Annotated in this window: 25 protein-coding genes; 5 read left to right on the forward strand and 20 right to left on the reverse strand. The window is 60.6% G+C overall.

Translation table 11 applies throughout. The features are described 5' to 3' along the window. The first annotated feature begins 252 nt into the window (after positions 1-252). Complete coding sequence (atpE, locus tag ACTIF6_RS23580) at positions 253-495, forward strand: F0F1 ATP synthase subunit C (RefSeq protein WP_439590188.1); 243 nt, start codon at positions 253-255, stop codon at positions 493-495. On the opposite strand, the gene ACTIF6_RS23585 is transcribed toward atpE, so the two are convergent. From ACTIF6_RS23585 to ACTIF6_RS23605, 5 genes are all read right to left on the reverse strand, one after another. Next, complete coding sequence (locus ACTIF6_RS23585; RefSeq protein ID WP_439590189.1) at positions 490-903, reverse strand: ankyrin repeat domain-containing protein; 414 nt, start codon at positions 901-903, stop codon at positions 490-492. The two genes, atpE and ACTIF6_RS23585, sit on opposite strands and share 6 nt — an antisense overlap. Positions 904-1,035: 132 nt before the next feature. Then, on the reverse strand, positions 1,036-2,331 hold the full coding sequence (locus tag ACTIF6_RS23590) for a TRAP transporter large permease (protein ID WP_439590190.1): 1,296 nt from the start codon (positions 2,329-2,331) through the stop codon (positions 1,036-1,038). Continuing rightward, a complete protein-coding gene (locus tag ACTIF6_RS23595; RefSeq protein WP_439590191.1) occupies positions 2,331-2,804 on the reverse strand; it encodes a TRAP transporter small permease in 474 nt (157 codons plus the stop codon). The genes ACTIF6_RS23590 and ACTIF6_RS23595 overlap by 1 nt, the downstream gene beginning before the upstream one ends. Further along, positions 2,801-3,778 (reverse strand): TRAP transporter substrate-binding protein, encoded by a 978-nt coding sequence (locus tag ACTIF6_RS23600; RefSeq protein WP_439590192.1) that lies wholly within the window; start codon positions 3,776-3,778, stop codon positions 2,801-2,803. Before ACTIF6_RS23600 ends, ACTIF6_RS23595 begins: the two co-directional genes overlap by 4 nt. Beyond that, entirely contained in the window at positions 3,775-4,578 is an 804-nt protein-coding gene (locus ACTIF6_RS23605; RefSeq protein WP_439590193.1) for an SDR family NAD(P)-dependent oxidoreductase, read from the reverse strand. Before ACTIF6_RS23605 ends, ACTIF6_RS23600 begins: the two co-directional genes overlap by 4 nt. 107 nt (positions 4,579-4,685) lie before the next feature. Here ACTIF6_RS23605 and ACTIF6_RS23610 point away from each other — a divergent pair, with 107 nt between their 5' ends. Beyond that, on the forward strand, positions 4,686-5,507 hold the full coding sequence (locus tag ACTIF6_RS23610) for a cupin domain-containing protein (RefSeq protein ID WP_439590194.1): 822 nt from the start codon (positions 4,686-4,688) through the stop codon (positions 5,505-5,507). Position 5,508: 1 nt separating this feature from the next. Here the strand turns inward: ACTIF6_RS23610 and ACTIF6_RS23615 are convergent, their stop codons facing one another. The 11 genes from ACTIF6_RS23615 to ACTIF6_RS23665 all read right to left on the reverse strand — a co-directional run bounded on the left by ACTIF6_RS23615 (position 5,509) and on the right by ACTIF6_RS23665 (position 13,857). Further along, positions 5,509-6,036 carry a MarR family winged helix-turn-helix transcriptional regulator gene (locus ACTIF6_RS23615; RefSeq protein WP_439590195.1) on the reverse strand — a complete coding sequence of 176 codons (528 nt, stop codon included), beginning with the start codon at positions 6,034-6,036 and terminating at the stop codon, positions 5,509-5,511. Between the two features lie 42 nt (positions 6,037-6,078). Further along, complete coding sequence (gene dmpG, locus ACTIF6_RS23620; RefSeq protein ID WP_439590196.1) at positions 6,079-7,110, reverse strand: 4-hydroxy-2-oxovalerate aldolase; 1,032 nt, start codon at positions 7,108-7,110, stop codon at positions 6,079-6,081. Continuing rightward, entirely contained in the window at positions 7,107-8,036 is a 930-nt protein-coding gene (locus ACTIF6_RS23625) for an acetaldehyde dehydrogenase (acetylating) (RefSeq protein ID WP_439590197.1), read from the reverse strand. Before ACTIF6_RS23625 ends, dmpG begins: the two co-directional genes overlap by 4 nt. Before the next feature lie 13 nt (positions 8,037-8,049). After that, positions 8,050-8,814, reverse strand: a complete 765-nt coding sequence (locus ACTIF6_RS23630) for a 2-keto-4-pentenoate hydratase (protein ID WP_439590198.1) — start codon at positions 8,812-8,814, stop codon at positions 8,050-8,052. Continuing rightward, positions 8,811-9,605: a 2-keto-4-pentenoate hydratase gene (locus ACTIF6_RS23635; protein ID WP_439590212.1), complete on the reverse strand. Its 795-nt coding sequence runs from the start codon at positions 9,603-9,605 to the stop codon at positions 8,811-8,813. Before ACTIF6_RS23635 ends, ACTIF6_RS23630 begins: the two co-directional genes overlap by 4 nt. 8 nt (positions 9,606-9,613) lie before the next feature. After that, positions 9,614-9,844, reverse strand: a complete 231-nt coding sequence (locus tag ACTIF6_RS23640) for a tautomerase family protein (RefSeq protein WP_439590199.1) — start codon at positions 9,842-9,844, stop codon at positions 9,614-9,616. A gap of 10 nt (positions 9,845-9,854) precedes the next feature. Further along, positions 9,855-10,835, reverse strand: a complete 981-nt coding sequence (locus ACTIF6_RS23645; RefSeq protein WP_439590200.1) for a Bug family tripartite tricarboxylate transporter substrate binding protein — start codon at positions 10,833-10,835, stop codon at positions 9,855-9,857. Positions 10,836-10,858: 23 nt separating this feature from the next. Continuing rightward, entirely contained in the window at positions 10,859-11,725 is an 867-nt protein-coding gene (locus ACTIF6_RS23650; protein WP_439590201.1) for an amidohydrolase family protein, read from the reverse strand. After that, on the reverse strand, positions 11,722-12,183 hold the full coding sequence (locus ACTIF6_RS23655; protein ID WP_439590202.1) for a carboxymuconolactone decarboxylase family protein: 462 nt from the start codon (positions 12,181-12,183) through the stop codon (positions 11,722-11,724). Before ACTIF6_RS23655 ends, ACTIF6_RS23650 begins: the two co-directional genes overlap by 4 nt. 141 nt (positions 12,184-12,324) lie before the next feature. Beyond that, positions 12,325-12,849: a GlcG/HbpS family heme-binding protein gene (locus ACTIF6_RS23660; protein WP_439590203.1), complete on the reverse strand. Its 525-nt coding sequence runs from the start codon at positions 12,847-12,849 to the stop codon at positions 12,325-12,327. 30 nt (positions 12,850-12,879) lie between these two features. Then, positions 12,880-13,857 carry a Bug family tripartite tricarboxylate transporter substrate binding protein gene (locus ACTIF6_RS23665; protein WP_439590204.1) on the reverse strand — a complete coding sequence of 326 codons (978 nt, stop codon included), beginning with the start codon at positions 13,855-13,857 and terminating at the stop codon, positions 12,880-12,882. A 91-nt stretch (positions 13,858-13,948) separates the two neighbouring features. On the opposite strand from ACTIF6_RS23665, the gene ACTIF6_RS23670 reads away from it, so the two are divergent. Next, positions 13,949-14,875 (forward strand): LysR family transcriptional regulator, encoded by a 927-nt coding sequence (locus ACTIF6_RS23670; protein ID WP_439590205.1) that lies wholly within the window; start codon positions 13,949-13,951, stop codon positions 14,873-14,875. Positions 14,876-15,139: 264 nt separating this feature from the next. Here the strand turns inward: ACTIF6_RS23670 and ACTIF6_RS23675 are convergent, their stop codons facing one another. Further along, positions 15,140-15,571, reverse strand: a complete 432-nt coding sequence (locus tag ACTIF6_RS23675) for a hypothetical protein (RefSeq protein WP_439590206.1) — start codon at positions 15,569-15,571, stop codon at positions 15,140-15,142. Between the two features lie 380 nt (positions 15,572-15,951). On the opposite strand from ACTIF6_RS23675, the gene ACTIF6_RS23680 reads away from it, so the two are divergent. Both ACTIF6_RS23680 and ACTIF6_RS23685 read left to right on the forward strand, forming a co-directional pair. Further along, positions 15,952-16,107: an AbrB/MazE/SpoVT family DNA-binding domain-containing protein gene (locus ACTIF6_RS23680; protein WP_439590207.1), complete on the forward strand. Its 156-nt coding sequence runs from the start codon at positions 15,952-15,954 to the stop codon at positions 16,105-16,107. Between the two features lie 263 nt (positions 16,108-16,370). Continuing rightward, complete coding sequence (locus ACTIF6_RS23685) at positions 16,371-16,859, forward strand: hypothetical protein (protein ID WP_439590208.1); 489 nt, start codon at positions 16,371-16,373, stop codon at positions 16,857-16,859. A 233-nt stretch (positions 16,860-17,092) separates the two neighbouring features. Here the strand turns inward: ACTIF6_RS23685 and ACTIF6_RS23690 are convergent, their stop codons facing one another. The 3 genes from ACTIF6_RS23690 to ACTIF6_RS23700 form a co-directional block, all read right to left on the reverse strand. Further along, on the reverse strand, positions 17,093-17,779 hold the full coding sequence (locus tag ACTIF6_RS23690) for a uracil-DNA glycosylase family protein (protein WP_439590209.1): 687 nt from the start codon (positions 17,777-17,779) through the stop codon (positions 17,093-17,095). Between the two features lie 1,536 nt (positions 17,780-19,315). After that, positions 19,316-19,726, reverse strand: coding sequence for a hypothetical protein (locus ACTIF6_RS23695; RefSeq protein WP_439590210.1), 411 nt, complete (start codon positions 19,724-19,726; stop codon positions 19,316-19,318). Positions 19,727-19,742: 16 nt separating this feature from the next. Next, a complete protein-coding gene (locus ACTIF6_RS23700) occupies positions 19,743-21,263 on the reverse strand; it encodes an ankyrin repeat domain-containing protein (RefSeq protein WP_439590211.1) in 1,521 nt (506 codons plus the stop codon). Positions 21,264-21,985: the final 722 nt, after the last annotated feature.

The raw sequence follows: 21,985 nt of genomic DNA on the forward strand, positions 1-21,985 counted from the left end.
ATTCATGTTCGTTCCTTGCTGTTCACGCGGCCGCTCCAGCCCCCGCCGGGGTTGCGAAGTTAATCCGGCGAAGAGTGTCGTATCGAAAAAACCCCCAGATGGTCTTGATGCGCCACGAACCAGGACGGTCACAACACGAATTGATTCGCGCTCCCTTTTCGCAGAAAGGCCAAGGTGCCATGACCTCCGAGGTCATGGATTTCCCGAAGCCATGCCGGCACAGTGGAGTCGACTCAACGAAAGGAGCACACCATGTCAGACATCAGCAGTCTTCCCCTGGCCGTTGGCCACATGATCGGCCTTGGCGCACTCGGTTCCTGCATCGGCATCGGCATCATGGCCAGCAGGTACCTGGAAGCATCCGCGCGGCAACCCGAAACGATGGAGGCCATGCAGCCCAAGGTCTTCCTGCTCGCCGGCCTGCTGGACGGCGCCTTCATCATCTCGGTGGCGCTGGGGGTGTGGTTTGCGATGGCCAACCCGTTCAGCTCATGAGGCCGGGCAGGTCACCCAGTCGAGCAAGCCGGCATGACCGTGCAGGGCAGCGAGGTCTGCGGGCGTGGGCCCGCAGTGATTGCGAACGTCCATTGGCACACCGGCCTCGTGCAGTTCGGCGATGACGTCGATGTGGCCACCACTGGCCGCATCGTGCGCGGGCGTGGTGCCCGTGGCATCCGCCACGTCCAGACGCGCACCGAGCAGGCGAAGTTCGTGCACGGCCGCCAGGTGCCCGTTGCCGGCGGCGTAGTGCGCGGGGGTCAAGCCTCGTGAATCCATCATGTCCAGTGCCTGGCCCTGCTCGTACAAGCTTCGCAGCAAGGCGACGTCGTCGTTCCGTGCAGCGTGCCAGATGTCGAGCGAGGCAGATGCTTGGGTACGAGCACCGGCGGGGTGCAACGGCATGGCGAGTCTCCGGAAGCGTGTGGCACAGGCTCGCCAGCTTAGGCAGCCACGGCCATGACGCGAGGAAACGTGCTCAGTTGCAAGTCATGAGGTTCGAATCGCTGGCATCGAATCACGAAGCTGGCGACTTCCCTATCCCCCAAGAACCATCGGCAACCAGAGCGAGACCATCGGTACGTAGGTGACGATCAGCAGCACCGCGATCAACGCGATCGTGAAAGGAATGGCCTCCTTGAACACCGCATGCAGCGGTGCGCCGGCGATCTGCGCGGTGAGAAACGTGATCACGCCCGAGGGCGGTGTCAGCTGTCCGATCATGAGGTTGAGCACGACGATGACACCGAGGTGAACCAGGTCGATGCCATAGGCGTTGGCAATGGGCACCAGCACCGGCACCAGCGTCACCAGCGCCACGGCGGGCTCCAGCGCGAGACCCCAGAGCAGCAACACGATGTTGATCAGGGCCAGCATGATCCACGGGCTGTCGGTGAGTGTCTTGAGGGTGGTGGCCAGGGTTTCACCGATGGCCAGGTTGGCCACCAGCCAGGAGAAGATGCCGGATGCAGCGATGGTCAGCAGGATGATGCCGGAGCTGACCATGCATTCGCAGAAGATGCGCCATGTCTGCGCCCAGGTGAGTTCGCGGTAGAAGAACACGCTGATGGCAATGGAGTACAGCACCGCAATGATGCCCGCCTCGGTGGGGGTGACCATGCCGCCCACGATGCCGCCGATGATGATGACGGGCATGGCCAACGCCGGCAAGGCATCGCGCAGCGCCGTGAGCACCGCACGCATCGAGGTGCGCTCCGAGAATGGCAGGTTGCGGCGGTGTGCCACCCAGCTGGCTGCGGCTAGCAGGTACACGCCCATGAGCAGCCCGGGAATGGCGCCGGCCATGAAGAGCTGACCCACCGACACATCGCTCACCAGCGCATAGACGACAAATGCAATCGACGGCGGAATGATGGGGCCCATGGTCGAAGCGGCGGCCACCACGGCGGCGGCGTAGGCACCCGGGTAGCCCTTGTCTTTCATGGCGGGAATCATGGAAGAGCCGATGGCCGAAGCGTCGGCCACGGCCGAGCCGGAGACGCCAGAGAACACCATGCTCGCCAGAATGGCCACGTGAGAGAGCCCGCCTTTGATGTGCCCGACGGCGGCAGAGGCAAAGTTCAACAGGCGCCGGGTGATGCCGCCGGTGTTCATGAGCTCGCCGGCCAGGAAGAAGAACGGGATCGCCAGGAAGGCGAAGGAATCCATGCCCTGGATCATGGAAGAGGCCACGATGTTCAAGGGCACGGCGCCGCCGCTGAAGAAGATGAAGACCAGTGCCGCGAGACCCATGGCGAAGAACACTGGCACGCCGACGATGGCGAAGCCCATGAAAGCCAGCATGAGCACGCCGAAAAGAATCACTTGCTGCATCAGGAAACCTCAATGCCGCGCACCTGCAGCCACAGGCGGTGCAGCAGGGCCAGCGCCATCAGGAACGCACCCACCGGCAACGACCAGTACAGCACCGGCTGTGTCACCGTCAATGAGGTGAAGGGAATGCCTTCCATGGCATCGATCACCAGGCGGCTCTGCCAGCCATAGACCACGACGAACAGCAGCGAGAGCAGCAACGCCAGCGTGGACAGCGCGCGGCGCAGGCGCTCGGACATGTTCAAGCCGAGAAAGTCCGCCGACAGGTGCGAGTTGCGCCGCACGCCCACATAGCCCGTGAGCATGGTGGCCCAGATCATGATGAGCACGCTGAGCTCCATGGCCCAGGGCAGCGGTATGCCGATGGTCTCCCTCAGCACGATCTGTGCGCCGCCGATGCCCACCAGGCCCAGCAACGCCAGGCCCAGCAGGGCCAGCACGATGCGATCGAGCAGACCCAGCAGCCGGTTCATTTCGCCGCCCGGATCTTCTCCACCGTTCCCTTGTTCCAGAGCTGACCATCGAAGCTCGCCGTGATGCCATCGGCCATCTTGCGGAACGCCGCCAGATCAGGCTCCACGATCTCCATGCCATTGGCCTTCAACGTCTCGATGGATCTGGCTGCACCGTCCCAGGTTTCCTTGCTGGCCCACTTCTCGGTGGCCACCGCCGCGTCGGTCATGGCCTTCTGCTGGGCCGGCGTGAGGCGGGCCCATTTGTCGGCGGCAATCAGGACGATGAGGCCCGACTGGATGTAGTCGATCTTCATCGCGTACTTCTGCACCTCGTAGTACTTTGCGCCGGCAATGGCATCAAAGCCGTTGTCCTGCCCATCGACCAGGCCCTGCTTCATGGCGAGGTACAACTCGGCGGCCGGAACCGGTGTGGGTGATGCTCCCCAACCCTTCATCACTTCCAGGATGGCTGGCGTTTCGGGCACGCGTACCTTCAGGCCCTTCATGTCGTCGGGCTTGAGCACCTTGCGGTTCGAGGTGGTGAGCTGGCGCGGCGTGCGATCGGACACATACCCCACGAGCTTGAAACCGGCCTCCTTCTCCACGCCATCGAGCATCTGACGGAAGGTCTCCGACTGCATGAAGGTCTTGAAGTGCGCATGATCGCGGAATATGTAAGGTGCAAACAGGGCATTGAAGTCCTTGCCCCCACGCGCCAGTGCAAGCGTGCCCGTGTCGGCCAGCATCATGTCGATCTGCCCGGTTCGCAGACCCGCATAGTTCTGCGGCAGGCTGCCCAGCTGACCAGCGCCGAAAGACTGGATCTTGAGTTCCGCGTTGGTGCGATCGGCCACCTCCTTGGCGAAGCGGTCCGCGATCGGGCCCCAGACCGGTGGCGGCGCCACGTAGGCCATGCGCAAGGCGGGCTGCGCTTGTGCAGCGGAAAGAAAAGCCAGGGCAAGCCCGGCCATCAGAGGGCGAATCCATTTCATGGCGATGTCTCCGGAGAAGGCGGCGCTGCGTGTTGCACTTGCCGGGCGGCCACATAGTCCCGGTAAGGGGTGCCGTTGGACACCAACATGCCGCCGTCCACATCGATGGTGCTGCCGGTGATCATGGCGGCGGCGGAAGAGAGCAGGAAAGCAATGGTCTGGGCAACGTCTTCGGCCTGCACCCAACGACCCAGCGGCACGGCCTCGGCGACGGCGGCCATGCGCTCTTCGCTCAGGCTGCGGTAGATCATGGGCGTGAGCGTGGGGCCAGGGCACACCGCGTTCACCCGGATGCGACGGCCCGCGAGTTCGAACGCCATGTGGCGGGTGAAGGCCAGCACCGCGCCCTTGGAGGCGGTGTAGGCGGCGTCGCCCGAATAGGACATGCGCTTGCCCGCAATGGACGCCACGTTGACCACCGAAGCACCCTCGCGCATGAGCGGTGCCGCCGCCTGCAGGCACAACATGGTGCCGCGCAGATTGATGTCCATCACACGGTCCCAGGCCGCCACCGGCATGTTCTGCAGCAGATGCCGCGATTCGACACCCGCGCAGTTCACGAGGCCATCCACATGGCCCAGGTCTTGCGCCATGCGGGCGAATGCGGCGCGGATCGCTTCTTCCGAGGCGAGGTCACAGGTGAGGTGAAGAACCGATGAATCACCGTTGCCCGAATCGGTGGGAGGCGCCACCACGTCGAGCGAAATCACGCGGTGGCCAGCGGCACTCAGCAGCGCCACCGTGGCAGAGCCAATGCCATGACTGCCGCCCGTGACCACGTGCACGCGAGGCGCGTTCAAAGACGTCTGAGGGCTTGAAAGAAAAGACATGACAAGTCGTTTGGTTCCATCATATAGTAACGTTCGTTACCTTGACGCCACCCTCTCGTTTACCCTAGGACGACACCATGACCGTTGCCGCCGACCCCATCCATCCCGTCGCCCTCCACGCGCCCGGCTCGACTGCGGAACATCGCATTCAACCGGGTGTCTATGCCTACGATCTCGAAGCCCTGCCATGGCGCGAGACGCCACGCGGCACCTCGCGTGAGAAAGCGGTGCGTCGCGATCCGGAACGCGGTCTCTTCCTCGGCATGCTGGTGTTCGATCCCATGAGCCGCTCTGGCGTCCACCAGCATCGCGGCGTGGCGAGCAGCTATTTCCTCTCGGGTGAACTCACCGATTTCCAGTGCACCACGCGCGCGGGTGCCGTGGGCATCAATCTCACGGGCGCCACGCACGATGCCGTGTCTTATGGCGGATGCACGCTGTTCTCGCGCCTGGAAGGGCCTGTGATCATCGAGCCGGATGGCGCAGCCATCCACCCACACGCGAAGAAAACCACGGTGACCAACACCCAGCCGTTCACCCCCCCGGACATCACGGTGGTGCTTGACGCGGTAGCGCAGGTGGCCTCCCCCTTTGCCGGCGTGTTGCGCCGGCCGGTGTTCGACTACGCCGGCACCGGCAGCAACCATCGGCTGTGTTCATTGCAGCTCTGGCCAGGTGCCAAGCTCAACGATCTGCACCACACCGGGCTCACCGACTTTTTCCTGCTGGCGGGTGATCTGAGCGTGGGCGACACCACGGTGACCGGGCCTTCGGTGGTGGTGATCGAACCGGGTGCTCGTGTGCACCTGAGTTCGCGCTTCGGCTGCAGTTTTCTGGCGTGGGCCGAAGGCCCTGCGCACGCCGGCGACGACCCTGCACTGGATCCGTACGGTTTCTGAGTCAGTTCAGGGGGAGCCGCGCGCGAACGGAGAGCTTGCCCAGCAATTCGTGTAGCGTCTTCACCTCCGAAGCGCTCAGACCCGCATAGACCTGCGTTTCCCGTTCAATCGCGGCCACGGCGATTTCCTCATACACCGCCCACCCCGCATCGGTGAGGTTGAGATGGAAGCTGCGTCGGTCGGCTTCGCTGTTCTCACGCACCAGGCGGTCTTGCGATTCCAGTTTGCGCACGACACGGGAAACGCTCATCTTGTCCAGACCGGTGTAGTCCGCCAGACCTTGCGCGGTGATGCCCGGCTTGTCGGCCAGTGTCAGCATGATCCGCCAGTCGGTGAGGTTGAGGTCGAACCGCTCGCCGAACCGCACCATGAAAGGCTTGGCGGTGAGGTTGGTCAACACCCAGATCTGGTAGTACGGCGAGGCCTCGGTGATCAGCAGGGGCTGGTGACCGCGCTTTCGGCTGGCACGTGAGGCCTTCTTCGCCGATGGAGCGATCGAGTCTGGACGGGAGGCGTTGCGGGTTTTCATGACCTGCGGAGTGTATGTTCATCTGCGGATCACGCCGACTCATCACCGCGCGCGCGCCTGCCTTTGCGTCGCCAGCAGGTCCAGCGCAACGTCGACAATCATGTCCTCCTGGCCTCCGACCATGCGGCGGCGGCCAAGCTCCACGAGGATATCGACCGTCTTCAAGTCGTACTTCTTGGCGGCAGCCTCCGAGTGGCGAAGGAAGCTGGAATACACGCCGGCGTAGCCGAGGGCGAGCGTTTCGCGGTCCACACGTACCGGCCGATCCTGCAGCGGCCGCACGATGTCATCGGCCGCGTCCATCAACTGGTAGAGATCACAACCGTGGTTCCAGCCGAGACGGTCCACCGCAGCGATGAACGCCTCCAGCGGCGCGTTGCCTGCGCCCGCGCCCATGCCGGCAAGACTCGCATCCACGCGGTCGCAGCCCTCTTCCACCGCCACGATGCTGTTGGCCACACCCAGGCTCAGGTTGTGGTGCGCGTGCATGCCGGTCTGCGTCTCGGGCTTGAGCGTGTCCTTGAAAGCACGGAAACGGTCGCGCACATCGTTCATGCCCAGTGCGCCACCGGAGTCCACCACGTAGCAGCAGGTGGCGCCATAGCTCTCCATCAGCTTCGCCTGTTGCGCCAGGCCCTGGGGCGTCTGCATGTGGCTCATCATCAGGAAGCCCACCGCCTCCATGCCCAGGTGGCGTGCGTACTCGATGTGCTGGCGACTGATGTCTGCCTCGGTGCAGTGCGTGGCCACGCGCACGATGCGTGCGCCTGCATCAAATGCGGCCTTGAGGTCGTGGATCGTCCCGATACCAGGAAGCAGCAGGGTGGCGATCTTCGCGTGCTTGACCACGCTGGCCACGGCCTCGATCCACTCCAGGTCGGTGTGGGCTCCAAAGCCGTAGTTGAAGCTGCCGCCTTGCAGGCCGTCGCCATGGGCCACTTCGATCGAGTCCACCTTCGCCTCGTCGAGCGCCTGCGCGATCTGGCGGGCCTGCGCCACGCTGTACTGGTGGCGGATGGCGTGGCTGCCGTCGCGCAGCGTCACATCGGAGATGTAGATCTTCTTGCTGTTCATGCGAGTGCCTTTCGGGCCATGCCCTCAGCCGTGCGCAACGCGGCGCTGGTCATGATGTCGAGATTGCCGGCGTAGGCCGGCAGGTAGTGCGCGGCGCCTTCCACCTCGAGGAAGATGGAGGTTTTCAGGCCTTCGAGGCCGTCGCCCACGCCGGGGATGCGCAAGCCTTTCACGCGATCGAACTGCACCTTCTGCTTGAGGCGGTAGCCCGCCACGTAGGCCTGCACGGCCGCGGCCATGCGCTCGACCGATTCGGAGATGGCCGCTTCATCGGCCAGTGCGCTGAGGGTGTAGACCGTGTCGCGCATGATCAAGGGGGGCTCGGCCGGGTTGAGCACGATGATGGCTTTCCCCTTGGTCGCGCCGCCCAGCACCTCGATGGCGCGCGAGGTGGTCTCGGTGAATTCGTCGATGTTGGCGCGCGTGCCGGGGCCCGCGCTCTTGCTGGAGATGCTCGCCACGATTTCACCGTACAGCACCTTGGCCACGCGGTTGACCGCCGCCACCATGGGGATGGTGGCCTGACCGCCGCAGGTGACCATGTTGACGTTGAGCGCGTCGAGGTGTGCGTCGCCATTGACCACCGGAATGCAGTACGGGCCGATGGCCGCGGGCGTGAGGTCGATCAGGCGGATGCCGGGCTTGCGCCCACGCAGGAAGGCGTCGTTCTTCACGTGCGCGGCTGCGCTGGTGGCATCGAACACGATGTCGATATCGGCAAACACCGGCAGGCGCGTGAGGCCCTCCACGCCTTCGTGCGTGGTGGCCACGCCGAGGCGGCGAGCGCGGTCCAGTCCGTCGGAGCCGGGGTCGATGCCGACCATGGCACCCATCTCGATGGCCTCGCCATGTCGAAGGATCTTGATCATCAGATCGGTACCGATGTTGCCGCTGCCGATGATGGCGGCCTTGAGTTTTCGAGTCATGCGTGTTCCCTTTTCAGCGCACATGGAAGCTTGCGCTGCCGAGATGCTGCATCTCGACACTCACATGCTGTCCGGCAAGAATCCATTCAGCCGGCGTGGCGCCACCCGCCATCACGATCCAGCCTGCCTGAAGCGGCTCGCCAGCTGCGGCAGACAGCCTGGCTGCGGCCACCAGCGAACGCAGTGGATGCCCGAGCAATGCCGCCGTGGAACCCGCCTGCACCAACCGGCCATCGATCGTCAAGGCCAGGCCCAGATTGACGACGTCGGTCGACGGGGCGTTCCAGGGACCGATCACGAAGCCACTGGACGACGCGTTGTCCGCAATCACCTCGGGCAGCGTGAACTTGAAATCCTGGTAGCGCGAATCGATGATTTCCAGCGCAGGTGCCACCGCCTCGACGGCCGCCAGCGCCTCAGCGGCGGTGACGTTCCCACGCAGCGGCCGCTTGAGCAGGAAGGCAAGCTCCGGCTCAACACGGGGCCGGACAAAGGAGGCGAAGTCGATCGTTCCACCTTCCTCCAGCTGCATGCGGCTTGTGAGCCGTCCCCAGATCACATCCGAGAGCCCCATCTGCAGCATCTTGGCGCGACTCGTGAAGCCCATCTTGACGCCCACGCGCGTCTCGCCGCGCTCGATCCTGCGGGCGATGGACGCCGCCTGAATGGCGTACGCCTCTTCGATGCTCAGGCGATTCTCCGGATCCATCTGCGCAATCGCACAGGCGTTCAACGCTGCGTCGTCCAGACGACGAGCCAGTTCCTCGATGCGGGTCATGCTCCCTCCTTGTTGAACACGGCACGCACGCTGCCCAGACCGTGGATGAACGAGTCGAAAACGTCCCCCGCTGCTACCGGCACCATCGGGCCCAGCGCACCCGAGAGCACCACGTCACCACAGCGCAACGGCGTACCGAGGCGCGCCATGGTGCGGGCAAGCCACACCACGGCGTTGACCGGATGACCCAGGCAGGCCACGCCCGCCCCGGTGGAGACCGGCTCCCCGCGTCGCATCAACGCCATGCCGGCCAGGCGCAGATCCAACCCGGCCAGGCGCATGGGCGTGTTTCCCAGCACACAGGCGCTGGACGAGGCGTTGTCGGCCACCGTGTCGACCAGCCGGATGTTCCAGTCCGCAATGCGGCTGCCCACCACTTCCAGGGCAGGCAATGCGTACTCGATGGCCGACAACACCTCTGTCTGGCTGGGACTTCCGGACGCCAGATCGCGTCCCATCACAAACGCGACTTCAGCTTCGATCTTGGGCTGCTGCAGCGAATCCATGGCAATGGGCTCGCCATCGCCATACAGCATCGAGTCCAGCAGCACGCCGTAGTCGGGCTGATCCACGCCGAGCTGTTTCTGCACGGCCAGGGAGGTCAGTCCGATCTTGCGCCCCACGATGCGGCGGCCTGCGGCGATCTGGACATCGGCATTGATCGTCTGGATGGCATAGGCGTCTTCCACGGTCATGCCGGGATAGGTTTCGCGCAGCGGCGCAATGAACTGCCTGTCGATGCTCGCATCGCGCAGCGATCTGGCCGCCTGGGCACGCTGCTCGGGTGTCATGGTCATGCTCATGATTGGGGCTTTCCGGCGGCGGCGTTTCGCGCCTTTTCGTTGTCGATCTCTTCGCGCGTGCGATCACCGACAGCCCAGTGCGACGCGGGCAATTCGTTGACCAGAACGCGGATGGTCTCCAGGGGCGCACCGAGGGTTTCGTGCACGGTGCGCGCGACCTGGCGAGCGCATGCGCTCACAGCCGCCGCGTCGCGGCCTCGTACGAGAGTGATCTGGATGATGGGCATCGCGCTGTCTTCAATCGAGCTTGACGCCCGTGTCACGCGCCACCTTGCCCCACTTGTCGCTCTCCGTGCGGATGAAGCGGGCCAGCGTTTCCGGATCACCGCCCGTCAGCGTGACGCCTGAAGCCGCAAAACGCTGCACCACGTCCGGGCGCTTGAGGGTGGCGTTGGTGGCGGCGTTGAGGCGCGCAACGATATCCGGTGGCGTGCCGGCTGCTGCCACGATGGCAAACCAGGCCACCGCCTCAAATCCTTTCACCGTCTCAGCCAGGGCCGGGATGGACGGCATCGCAGGCACCCGGCTTTCATTGGCGACGCCCAGTGCACGCATGCGGCCGGCTTCCACAAACGGGAGCGTCGATGGCGAGTTGTCGAACATGACCTGCACGGCACCGCCCATGAGGTCGTTGGCCGCGGGCGCACTGCCCCGATAGGGAATATGGACAAGGCTGATGCCGGCCTGGTTCTTGAGCAGCTCCATCGTCAGATGGCTCGTGGTTCCATTGCCCTGCGAGCCATAAGACAACTTGCCCGGATTGGCCTTGGCATGGGCAATGAACTCAGCCAGCGTCTTGTAGGGCTGCGCCGGATGGGTCACCAGCATGATCGGCACCGACGCCAGCAGGCTGATCGGCGCCAGGTCCTTCAGAGGATCAAAGCCCAGGCGCTGATAGATGTGCGGATTGATGCTCAATGGTCCGGCCGTCGTCACCAGCAGGGTGTATCCATCGGGTCGTGAACGGGCCACCGCCTCGGTGCCCAGGTTGCCACCCGCGCCAGCCCGGTTTTCGACGACCACGGATTGTTTGAGCTCGCGCCCGATGCCCTCGGCCACCGCCCGGGCCAGGATGTCCGTGGTGCCTCCGGGAGGGAAGGGAACGACCACCGTGATCGGGCGCTCCGGGAAGGTCTGAGCCGCTGCTCCCAGCGTCGTGGCCAGCAAGGCTGCGCCTGCGCACAGGTTCAGGATTTTGAAGAATCGGTTCAATCGCATGGTGGTCTCCTTTGGTGTTGTGGTCAGAATCCGTACAGCTGTGCCGGGTTGGTCACGAGCATCTTTTCTTGCGCCTCTGCGCCTGGCGTCCAGCTCGGGATCAGGTCCACCAGGTCGGCATCGTTGGGCATCGGTCCGCTGTAGATCGGGTGCGGCCAGTTGGTCCCCCAGATCACGCGATCCGGGTAGGCGCTGGCCACCGCGTGGATCAATGGCTGCATGTCGAGGTGCGGGTATTGCTCGCTCGAAGAGCGGTAAAGGCTCGCCAGCTTGACCCAGCATCGCCCCGTGGCCAGCAACTCCATCACGCAGGCAAATCCAGGCGCCTGCAGCCCTTCGCTGCCCAACACATGTCCCAGGTGATCGAGCACGATGTCGCACGGCAGGCGCAAAAGCCTGGGCATGAGCGCCACCAGCTCCTCCGATTGCTTGAGGTGCAGCATCAGGTGCCAGCCGAGAAATGAGGTCTCCTGCGCCAGGGCTTCAAGGTGATCGAAGTTCGCACCGCCGCGCACCACGCTGGAGATGCGGCAGCCTCGCATGCCACCATCGTGCAGGTGCTGCAGGGCGTTTCGATCGAGACCCGGCCGGATCACGGCGACCCCACGAGCACGCGGACCCAGATGCTGGATGGCATCGAGCGTGACGCGGTTGTTCACGCCATGGGGGCCTCCCTGCACGAGCACGCAACGGTCGATGCCCAGCATGCCCAGCAGCTCTTCGTACTGCGCCACCGAGCAGTCTTCGGGCGTGTAGCTTCGCTCGGACGAAAAGGGGTAGGTTGCCTGCGGACCGAACACGTGCGCATGGCAATCCACCGCACCTTCGGGCATCGAAAAGCGGGGTTTGCGCAGATGGCGATCCGGCCCCTGACAGGTGGGCGAACTCACTTCGGGGACTCCGCAGCGGTGTCCTCCCGCCGAACCAGCTCGGCCAGGATGTCGGCCCCGCGATTGGCGGCTGGCAACCCGCGGAACAGGTAGCACATGCTGATGACCGCCTGCAGTTCCTGCCAGCTCGCGCCAGCGCGCCTGGCGGCCACACCATGGATGGTCGCCGCATCGCTCAGGTCCATCAACAGCATGCCAAAGATCATGAGCTGCACCGTCTTCTGGTCGAAGCAATCGGGATACATCGCGTGCGTTCGCGCAGCCTCCTGCAGATCCAGGATGCGAGGATCAATGGCACCGGTGATCTGAAAGCGAGAGCGGATGCGCGGCGGCACAAAGCCCAGCAGTTCGCGGTAGACCTTGCCTCGCTCGTCCTGGCTGGGCTGCCCATCGGCATAGGGGCCGATGGCCTTTTCGAGCAGCCGGGCATCCAGCGCGGGGGGATTCGGATGACTCATCGATGCTCCTGATCGGGAAGGGAATTGAGAACTGCGATGGCTCACGGCGACGCCTTCCCACGACAAATCGGGAATGCCATGGCCTCGGGAAGTACGGATCGGGCCACCCCGCACAGGGTGCGGTGGTGCGCCCTTTCTGCGTCAGAACATGCGGTCGGTCAGGCCCACCTGACGGTAGATCTCGTTGATGTGCAGCTTGGCGTCTTCGGGAAGAAGGTCGGTCGTGGCCTGGTGCGCCCAGCCCACCTTGGCGCGTGCATAGGCGCCGATCTCTTCGTCCTGCCCGGATGTGGCTCCACTGATGCCATAGGCCCCCACCATGTCGTCCCCATGGAAGATGGGCGCGCAGCCGCCAGACGCCACGATCTGCCCATTGGTGAAGACCGATGCGTTGACCAGCATCTGTGGATTGCGCTCCTTGAACCACTGCTGGATCACCAGCCCATCGGGAAAGCGCGGGCTCATGGAGCGGAAAGCGGCCACGGTGAACGCCTTGCTGCGGGCCGTATCGGGGGTGATGAACCCCGCTTCATCCATGCGCTCCAGCGCAATCAGGTGGCCTTCCGGGCCCACGATGGCAATGGACACCGGCACACCCATCGCTTGAGCCTTCTCGATCGCGGCATCCATGAATCGGCGGCATTCGGCCAGTTTCAGCTTCGGCATTTCAGGGTTCTTTCAGGTCGGCTGTGCGGTTCATTCAGATTTGATGTCCGCGCTCTTGATGAGCCGCGACCACTTGTCGGTCTCGGCCTTGATGTAGTCGCCGTATTCACGGGGACCACGTTTAACCACCTCGATGCCCTGGGCCTTGAACTGGGCTTGCAGATCCGCGGTGTCCTGCGCTGCCTGAATGCCCGCGCGAAGCACCTCGATCACTGCAGGTGGCGTACCGACGGGTGCGTTGATGCCGAACCACACCGAAGTTTCATAGCCCTTGAGGCCCAGTTCATCGACGGTCGGCAGATCAGGAAACATGTCTGCGCGGCGCAGCCCCGTGGAAGCCAGAGCCTTGAGCTTTCCCGCGCGGATGTGCGGGAGCACCGTCGAAGCGGGAGCAAACATCGCCTGAACCTGCCCACCCAGCAGGTCCGTCACGGCGTTGGAACTGCCCTTGTAAGGCACATGCAGCAGCTTCACGCCGGCCATCTCGCCAAACAGTTCCCCGGACAGGTGTGGCGACGTTCCATTGCCGGACGAGGCGTAGGAAATCTTCCCGGGATCGGCCTTCGCCTTGGTCACCAGTTGCTGGAAGTTGTCCACACCCAGGGACGGCGTGACAACCAGCAGGTTGGGCACACTGCCCAGCATCGCAACGGGCAGGAATTCGCGAGAAATGTCCACCGAACTTGCAGGCTGCATGCTGGCGTTGATGGTGTTGGCGATGGTGCCGACAAACAGCGTGTAGCCGTCGGCCGCCGATGTCGCGACGCCACGCGCCGCGATGTTGCTGCTGGCGCCAGGACGGTTTTCAACCACCACCGGTTGGCCCCAGGACTGGCTCAGTGCCTGTGCCAGCACGCGCGCGGCCACGTCGGTCGAACTGCCTGCCGTGAACCCGATGACGATCCTCACCGGCTTGGACGGGAAGCGATCCTGTGCCAGCACTTGAAGGGGTGAAGCCAGTGCGATGGCGGCGAGCCATGCCATGAAGTGCCGCTTGTCTCTTTTCATCTCGTTATTCCTTGTGAATGTGTCCCGCATTAGAGAAGCATTCGATTTATCATTCAATCGAATATTTTCAATATATATATTGTCCTAAATCATGAATGTGACTTTGCGTCAATTGCGCGCCTTTGTCTTCGTCGCACAGATGGGCAGCTTCACGCGGGCTGCGCAGGCCATGCACGTCACCCAGTCGGCGCTGAGCCTGCTCATCCGGGAGCTGGAGTCGCAAATGAACACGCGCCTCGTTCATCGGACCACCCGCAGCATCGGATTGACCGACGTCGGCCGCGAGTTTCTGGGCAGCGCCGAGCGCATCCTGCTCGACCTCGAGCACGCCCTGGGAAACGTGGACAAGCTTCTCGCCAAGGAGGTGGGGCGTGTCGTGGTGGCGGCTCCCCTGGTGCTGTCCGGCACCTTGCTGCCACCCATCCTGGCGGGCTTCAAGCAGCGCTATCCCGGTGTCGACCTGCAGCTGAAGGACTCGCTGCCCGATCAGGTGTTGCCCCAGCTGCGGGCCGGCACCGCCGACATCGGCATCGGAACGTTTCCCAAGACACAGGACGAGTTTGAAAAAGTCCTGCTGTTCAAAGAGTCGCTGGTCGCGGTCTACCCGAAAGCAGACCCCTACCGTCTGGACGCATTCAAGGGCCTCAAGTGGCGGAACTTGAAGGGTCTTCCCCTCCTGACCTTGCCCAGGGGCAGCGTGTTTCGTGATCTCGCCGAGAGCGGCTTCCAGGCGGCCTCGATGTCGCTCACGCCCGCGTTCGAGGCCACCTACGTGGGCACACTGCTCGGGCTGGTCAATGCGGGCTATGGGGTGGCCATTGTTCCCGGATATGCCGTTGCGCTCGCCAATCCACAACAACTGACCTGGCGCCGCTTGGCTCAACCCATCATCGAGCGAGAGGTTCTGCTGCTGCACCAGCCACAGCAAAAACTCTCACCGGCGGTCAAGGCGTTTATCGAGCATCTCCTGGCCCATGAGGCCGTGTGCTCGAAGAACAGGAAGATCGAAAGAGCCTGAGGAATGGTGACTGCAGGGAATAAAGTTCGTCGGGCGCCTTTGAGCTAACGTGTTGATTTTCCAAGGCTCGCTGTACGCGCCAAAGTTCGTCGCAATATGTGATCTTTCATTGCGACGCCTCCGCCACCGTACTGCAAAGTCCGTCGGTGGCTGGCCATCCGAAATGTGTGTTGACTACAGATCTCAAATTCAAAAGCAAAACACGATCTCAGGCGTCGCTCCGAGCTGTTCCAAGAGGAAAAAATAGGTCGTTATGCAGTGGCCCTACTGATGGGCCCGCCAAACTTCTTCTTGCAAGATCTCTTCGAAGTGGTCATTTCTGTCGGCATCAGTCATGGCCGCAACATCCGGGTGAAAGTAACCCAGCAGAAAGTCGACTCCGCTCATACCGCCGAGCGACTTGTACCGCGTGCGGAGGGAGTCCCATAGACTGTGATCCGGCAGGGAAGAGGTAGCAAAGAGTGCACGCGCTCTGGCAAAAGCAACTTCGTTGAGCCGGCCGTCAACCTGGAAAGCTGGGTACTTCAACTCCCCAGTTCGACCCGCGCTGATCACCAGCAGATGCTCGGTTTCAGTCGCAAGCCCGCTCGCACTCGCCAGGCCTCCGCCGAGACACGCCAACTCATCAAGACTCAGAAGGCGGTAGCTTTCCGGTGGAGCCGCATTCAAGAGTGGTTGCTCCGAGGGGGGAAACATCACCTCTCCATTTTCATGTGCATGGGTACATGGTGCAGCGCGTTTCTAAGAATGTCGAGTGGCCTGCGTATTTCAGACTTCTTGGACATCAAGTTCCGCACCGAACTCAGCGGGCTTCCTTGGCTACCCATGAGGACTCCCAGGAGTCTATGGATTGTTGACTACTTACCAGTTGGGCTTGGTGGCAAACGACCGCCGATCCCATCTTGATGGGTAGCCGCACGCCAGACCAAAGGCTAGACTTCAGCAACTGGTTACGAGCAGCCGTAGCGCTTTGCTGTTTCCCTTCACCAAGACTGGAACCAGTGATTCGACTCCAACGTACTGAAGGCTTTCCAAAGGTATTCTGTTGATAGGTTCGAATAGATCGGAGTCAATTGATGGCAGCCGCAACAGTCAGATCAAAAGGACGATTAACTATTCCCGCAAAGGTGAGGCGAGCGCTCTCTCTTCATGCAGGAGATCGGGTCGAGTTCGTAGAACTTGAACGGGGAAAATTTCTCTTGGTGGCCGCCATCGTTCTCTGTCCGACTTGAAGGGCATGCTCGGCAAACCTACCAAGGTTGTCTCAATTGAGGAAATGAACCGTGTCGTGGCGGAAGTTGGAAGTTTGGGGCCTTGACGGACGTGGCTAGCATCTCATTTTGATGGTTAGCTGCTCAACACCTATAAGGCTAGACTTCAGCAATCGGCCAGAAGCCGTCATTGGTAAGGTCATTAGAATATGCACTCCTTCCAGTTGTGCCTCGCTGTGACTCTGCCCGAGCGTGTAGATTCTAGTCAATGGGAGTGCTGAGTAATGAATTCCGCAAGACATGCCGATAAGGAGAGGCGCGTTCGTGAAGCCATCATTTTGTATGAAGAGCTGTTGACATCGGGAGGGGCAGAGCTTCAAGATTTCTTGAATCTAATTGTTCTTTACTTTAATTGCATGAGCCTTGGATATGCATGGGCGCTCAAGGTCGGGGTAGATATTGAAGCAATCGCGAGTACTCGGGCTCTCGAGCTGATATCTCTTGCAGAGAGAGCATACGGTCCCGGCGACGAGTTAACTTACTGGAAGTCAATGATTCCATTTCACGGATGGAGCGAACCAGTTCCAGAGTGGACTCTGCGCGGTGATTCTGAGGTTCCGTACATTTATCTTGCGCAGGAAAATCCTTCGGAAGCCAATATTCAGCACATAAAATCACTTGAGGCGATTGTGTCTGGCCTTGAAGACTCTGAAAGAAAGAGATACTTGGCGGGTAAGGTTGAAGTCATTCTCGAGCGCGCGGGCAAAGTGTGACCTCAAATAGAGCGAAGCCAGCGTTAGAGCTTTGGCGGCAATGACGTTTGGATTGGACGAATTTACGTGATGCAGAGTGCAGCCAGGCAATTAGTCGATGTCTGCTTCGGGCCCGAAGTAGACGTCCAACATTCAAGCTAAGGGGACCTTGGATACTAGAGTCGAGGCGCATGCAATGATGCGAATAGTGCGACATCTGAACGCCTACGAGGCTCCACTCCGATTACGGGCCATTATTCCCCTACGTTCGCTAGACTTTGCAACAGGGATTCAACAATAACTTCAATTCGAAGATCTGTATTTTCCCTTTGTATCACCTTTACGCTATCGAGGCGGCCGCGGCGTCGCTGCTCGTTTGCCTCGACAATGGGCCGATTGGCTATATCAGAAATAATACTATTATTCAAACCGAGACCACCGGGGTGAGGCGCAAAAGCTATCTTGACTGTCCTAGGCAGTGAATTATGTTTTACTAGCTGCTGGCAAGCAAGCTTGGCTTTCGCGCCACAAAAGACAACTAATGTGGATACGTGCTTAAGCTCGTCTGCCAAACGCCTTATATTGTCAGGCCGATTCACCTCTGCGTCAGTGGCCTCGGATCTACCAGTCTTCTCTTGGTACTCAATCTCGGACCAAGCGTTAGTTATCGTAATGTGGGCACGAACCAAGTGAGGCAAAGAGATTCTGGGGCCTAGACGATCAAGGAGTCGTTGCAGGTTCTTCCCAGTGTTTCCTGCAGCCGGATGCCCTGCTCGCTCCTCGTATCTGCCGGGACACGATAGAACGAATGCGACATCGCTCTCACTGCCTTTGGAGAAGTGTGGGAGCGTCGCCACCCCACTACTTATTGATATAGACGTCAATTGCAGGGCGACCACCCGTGGAGGGATAGATCTCCGGCTCGGGCAGCGGTAAACCACGATTCACCAAGACAGTCTTGGCGTAACTATCCCCCGCCATTGCAGCGCGACTTAGATACTCTTGCCCCCGCGCTCGATCTCCGCAGTTTAGCTCCCAGATCCCTCGGTGAGTGATCTCATCAGTGCTCCCTGTAAAGGACTTTGCCAACATTTGGTATGCCGCTTGGCATTGCTTGGGTTTAGCGTTAAGTGCCTTGATAAACTCAGAATTATCAAAATAACCCAACGCTGCACAACCAGCTAACGAAACCAAACCAACTATCAATACAAAGCACCTCAAGATTCTATACATTACATACCCAATCTATGAAAATAATATCTTTACACCCGCATATCCTAGCATCATGATTGCTCTGGGTATATTCAAAAGAGGTCATTGAGCGACCGTTTCCGACAGGAATCTCAGGTGACTGCTGCTGGCCGATTCCTGAAGTCTAGCCCTGGAGCTGGGGGTCAACTACCCATCAAGGTGGGATCGCAGGCCGCCTACGTATCGCCACTCTTCAAACAATTGATGAGCCTCGTTGAGTTCTCTACAGGTTGGCCGGTGACACCCCCTAATTTGGAACTGCATCGGTCTTGACACAAAGAAGTCCGGAGTAGGGTGATTGCCCAGCCGAACCTAGACACTGTGTGGAAACGGTCGAACGTTGCAGGGCGGCGAGGATCTTAAGATGGGTAGCGTGATTTGGGCCGTGGTCCAAGAACTCAATGCCCTGCTGCTGTCGCCAAGTCAACGATGCGTGCGCAAGGCACACCCTGCTCCATTGCGATGCGCGGTGTCAGCCCGTGAAGTGCTTCATGAGGTGTTTCCAAAAACGAGAGCATTTTCCAACCATCTGTTGTGCCCAAAGCATGAGAGATTGCTTGGATCGCTGGAAACGCGAAGGGCTCAAACTGCCATTTTGGGACCTTGAAGCCGCGACTCAAGTGCCTCACCCCAATGTACCGGCCGCTCTTGATACAAGAGATAACCTCTAGGCGTGATCTACCGCTGAGTGCAGCAGCTTCATTGGTCGTGACCATGTCCGAGGCACTGATGCGTTGTCGCCTGAATACGGCACCACGGCGCAACAAATCCGTTGTTTGTGCCTCACTGCCGTAAGGGTCCGACGTAGTTGAGCGGAGTAAATTTGCTTTCAAGTGGCCCTCCCATGTGGAGTGAAATGTGAAACCCTCATCATGGCCCATCTCGTTGTCTTCCGACACTCGTTGTCCAGGGGGGCCTGCGCCGTTTATGGAACGCATCGCGTAAGCCCGCGAAAAGCTTCGGAGTATCAGCAAATAGGGGCCTGTAGTTTCCGCTCTCTTCGATTTGGCTAGATTGATTGCGGCAGGCGATTGGTGCTCTGGCTGAATCGAAAATGCTACGCAAAGTTGGTGTCAAAGCAGACGCGGCTTGCCGAGTCAATGGGCTTCCCCCAGTTTCACGGCTGGCCTTAGGATCATTGGCACCAAAGTAAACTGTTTGTCGATGTCGAATTCATGAACTGTGAAATTCGGCGCATAAAGCCTGACGTGTGCACCCCAAACTGATCACTTGCCCGCAGGATTTTTAGCAGAGCCATGACCCACATGATCGGTGAGAGGTTCTTTCTGTTCGTGGATGGTCTCGCCACTTTGGTAATCGGTGATTTTCTCGTGATAAAGGTTGTTTTCTCGATCTATGAGGCGTTCGTGATACACGTGCTTTTCTAGCTTTCGTGAAAGGCTAGGTTTTGAGAAACTTTCCACGACAGGCTTCTTAACTCCAACACGCTTGAGCTGCATTTCATGGCCATCCATCACTGTCACTGTCTCCATAATCGAGACATCGACAATGAGTCCAAATCCTCCGCAGGACGGGCACGGCTGAGCAACAAGCGCAGCAGCCTCTGCGACAGCTTTGGCTTCAGGAAAAAGGAACTCGCATTTCGAACACCTAGTTTCGCTTCCGACATGAGTCATATCTCGGCCTCCAAACCTATACGTTAGCGTGAGCAGAAAGTAACCTACCATCCACACTCGCAAGATCCAGGCTCTGCAGCAAGGCCACGATAGCCATCATTGCCGACCGTGTCGCCGGTTTACGACTCGTCTGGCGGGCCATCATGGAGCAGTACTGATCGTAGTGGTCGAGCACTCTTTGCGCTTCGGCCTCGGGCGTGTCCCCGTTCACGTTCGTAGAAGTCAGTAAGTCCGGCAGGGCTTGCGCCAATGCGCTGACGACGGAAACATTTCCGATTCGAACGGCAGTGTGGAGAGCGGACTGGGACTCAACAAATGTCGTATTTTGGATGTTTGGCCCTTCAGCCAACACGAGTTGGACACATTCCGGTGAGTCGCCGGTCACTGCGGCGTGTAACGCCGTGCGGCCCAGATAATCCTGCACATCAACATCTGCCCCACCCGCAAGCAAACGGCGAACGATGCTTACTTCGCCGTCATTGGCCGCCAGCATGAGCGCTGTTTGCGCCTTGAAGTCCTTCATGTTGATCTGCTCCGGCCATGCTGCGATAAGTGTCAGCAAAAACGACCGCATGCGTTCAATGATCTCCAGTGGGGCCACGTCGCGCAGGTTGGCCATGAACTTCAGAAGGAATGTGAGCGCCGAATCACCCCGCACGTCTCGCAAGCGCTGCCTTGAAAGAACCTTTCGATTCTGATCTAGCCAAGCCTGGGTATTGAATGCACTGTCCCGCATGACCGCGCTAGCGAGCTGAGAGAGCAGCTCCTCGCTCCTGACCCTCTGAGGAGCCTTGATATTTGGTGCATCTCGATAGGGCTTGAATAGAACCTTCCAGAAGTAATCGTAGGCCAAGAGGGCGGCGTCCTCAAGGCTTGGTGCCACAGTTTCGAACATACCGAAGGCCACCATATTTCGGTAGTACTTGCCCGCCGCGGAGTGCTCTTCTGTCGGTAACGCGGCATCGGCCACCTCCAAGGCAAGCAGATCGCGGGCAATTTCACCTCGCAACCTCCCGCAGCCCCAACTCGAACAGACTCCAAGCGCCTTCCGATACTGATCTTGGGCTGCCTTGAACTGCCCCTTGCGAAGTAACTGATTTGCTTCAGTAGCCAGCAACAGCGGTTCACGATGGGTCCCGGGTAGTGCAACCCGGGCCAGATCCAGAAGATCGTCGACACGCGATGCCTGCGCACCCGACCGATCCCCATCTCCGGATGCCAGCAGGTTCAACGCCATCTGCAGGGCCGCATCGGCGCTCTGCACAGGGCCGTCAGCAATTTCCAGCAGTCGCTCACACGCCAGGGTGCGGATCCTGGTGTGCAACACATTTATACCGACGATCCGCATCAACACATCAAACCCCTGCTCCTGCATAGCGCGCCAAGGCGATGACCGCATGCATTGTTGAACCACCTCTTGAACGCGACGATCTTCATCGGACTCCCGGAGCAGCCGAACCGCCACCTTTTGGACGAAGTGCTCGACATCATTTGGTCGGATCGGCATCAAATCTTCCAGCGGTTCATCTCCCGACATTCGCTCGAAGCGCCTAGACCACTGACTCGGAACCTTTAGGTAGGACACATGCTTTGCGTATTTCGGTCGCTACTGGACACTCAGTTCGGTTTCTCTTGGACAGCGGGAACGGTAGGACCTGGGCACCCGGATCGGCTCTCTTGGACACGCGCAATCTGATGCAGCTAGGCGTTGATTTTGCGGCTCCTAGTTGCCAGGTTGGCCAGGCGGGTGCAAGGCCGGCTAGACTTCGGCAATCGGCCAGAAGTGGACATTCGAGGAGGAGGCAACGTGCGCGAAGCGAAGATTGCTGCTTGGTTCTTTTTCGTTGTGGGAGCCGGCTTGAGTTTGCTCAGCGCATGGGCGGCCGTCACATTGGCACCGCCGTCGCCAACCATCTCGTCGCTCCGCAACGGTCTGGCGCAAGTCTTGAAGGCAGCACTTGGTGTGCCTGCCGGCCATGTTGCCTACCACCTGTTTTGGACGGCCCTCGGCGCTTGCGTAGCCTACTTGGCGCTGCGAGTACTGAAAGACCAGTCGAGGTAAGGTCCCAAGGTCTCAGTCCGCTCAGTGCCCACCACCGCCCCCGCTACCATGACGCACATCGGCCATCAGCGGCCGTTCACGTCTCCGTGCCCATCGTCAAGTCAAGACTGATTGCTGCCACTTAGGGCTACGCTGAACAAGTTGAGAGGTGGCGCGAGGTTTGCATGTATCGAGACACCAGAGACACGAAGGTGAAG

Source organism: Hydrogenophaga sp., assembly GCF_051860785.1.
GTDB lineage: Bacteria > Pseudomonadota > Gammaproteobacteria > Burkholderiales > Burkholderiaceae_C > Hydrogenophaga.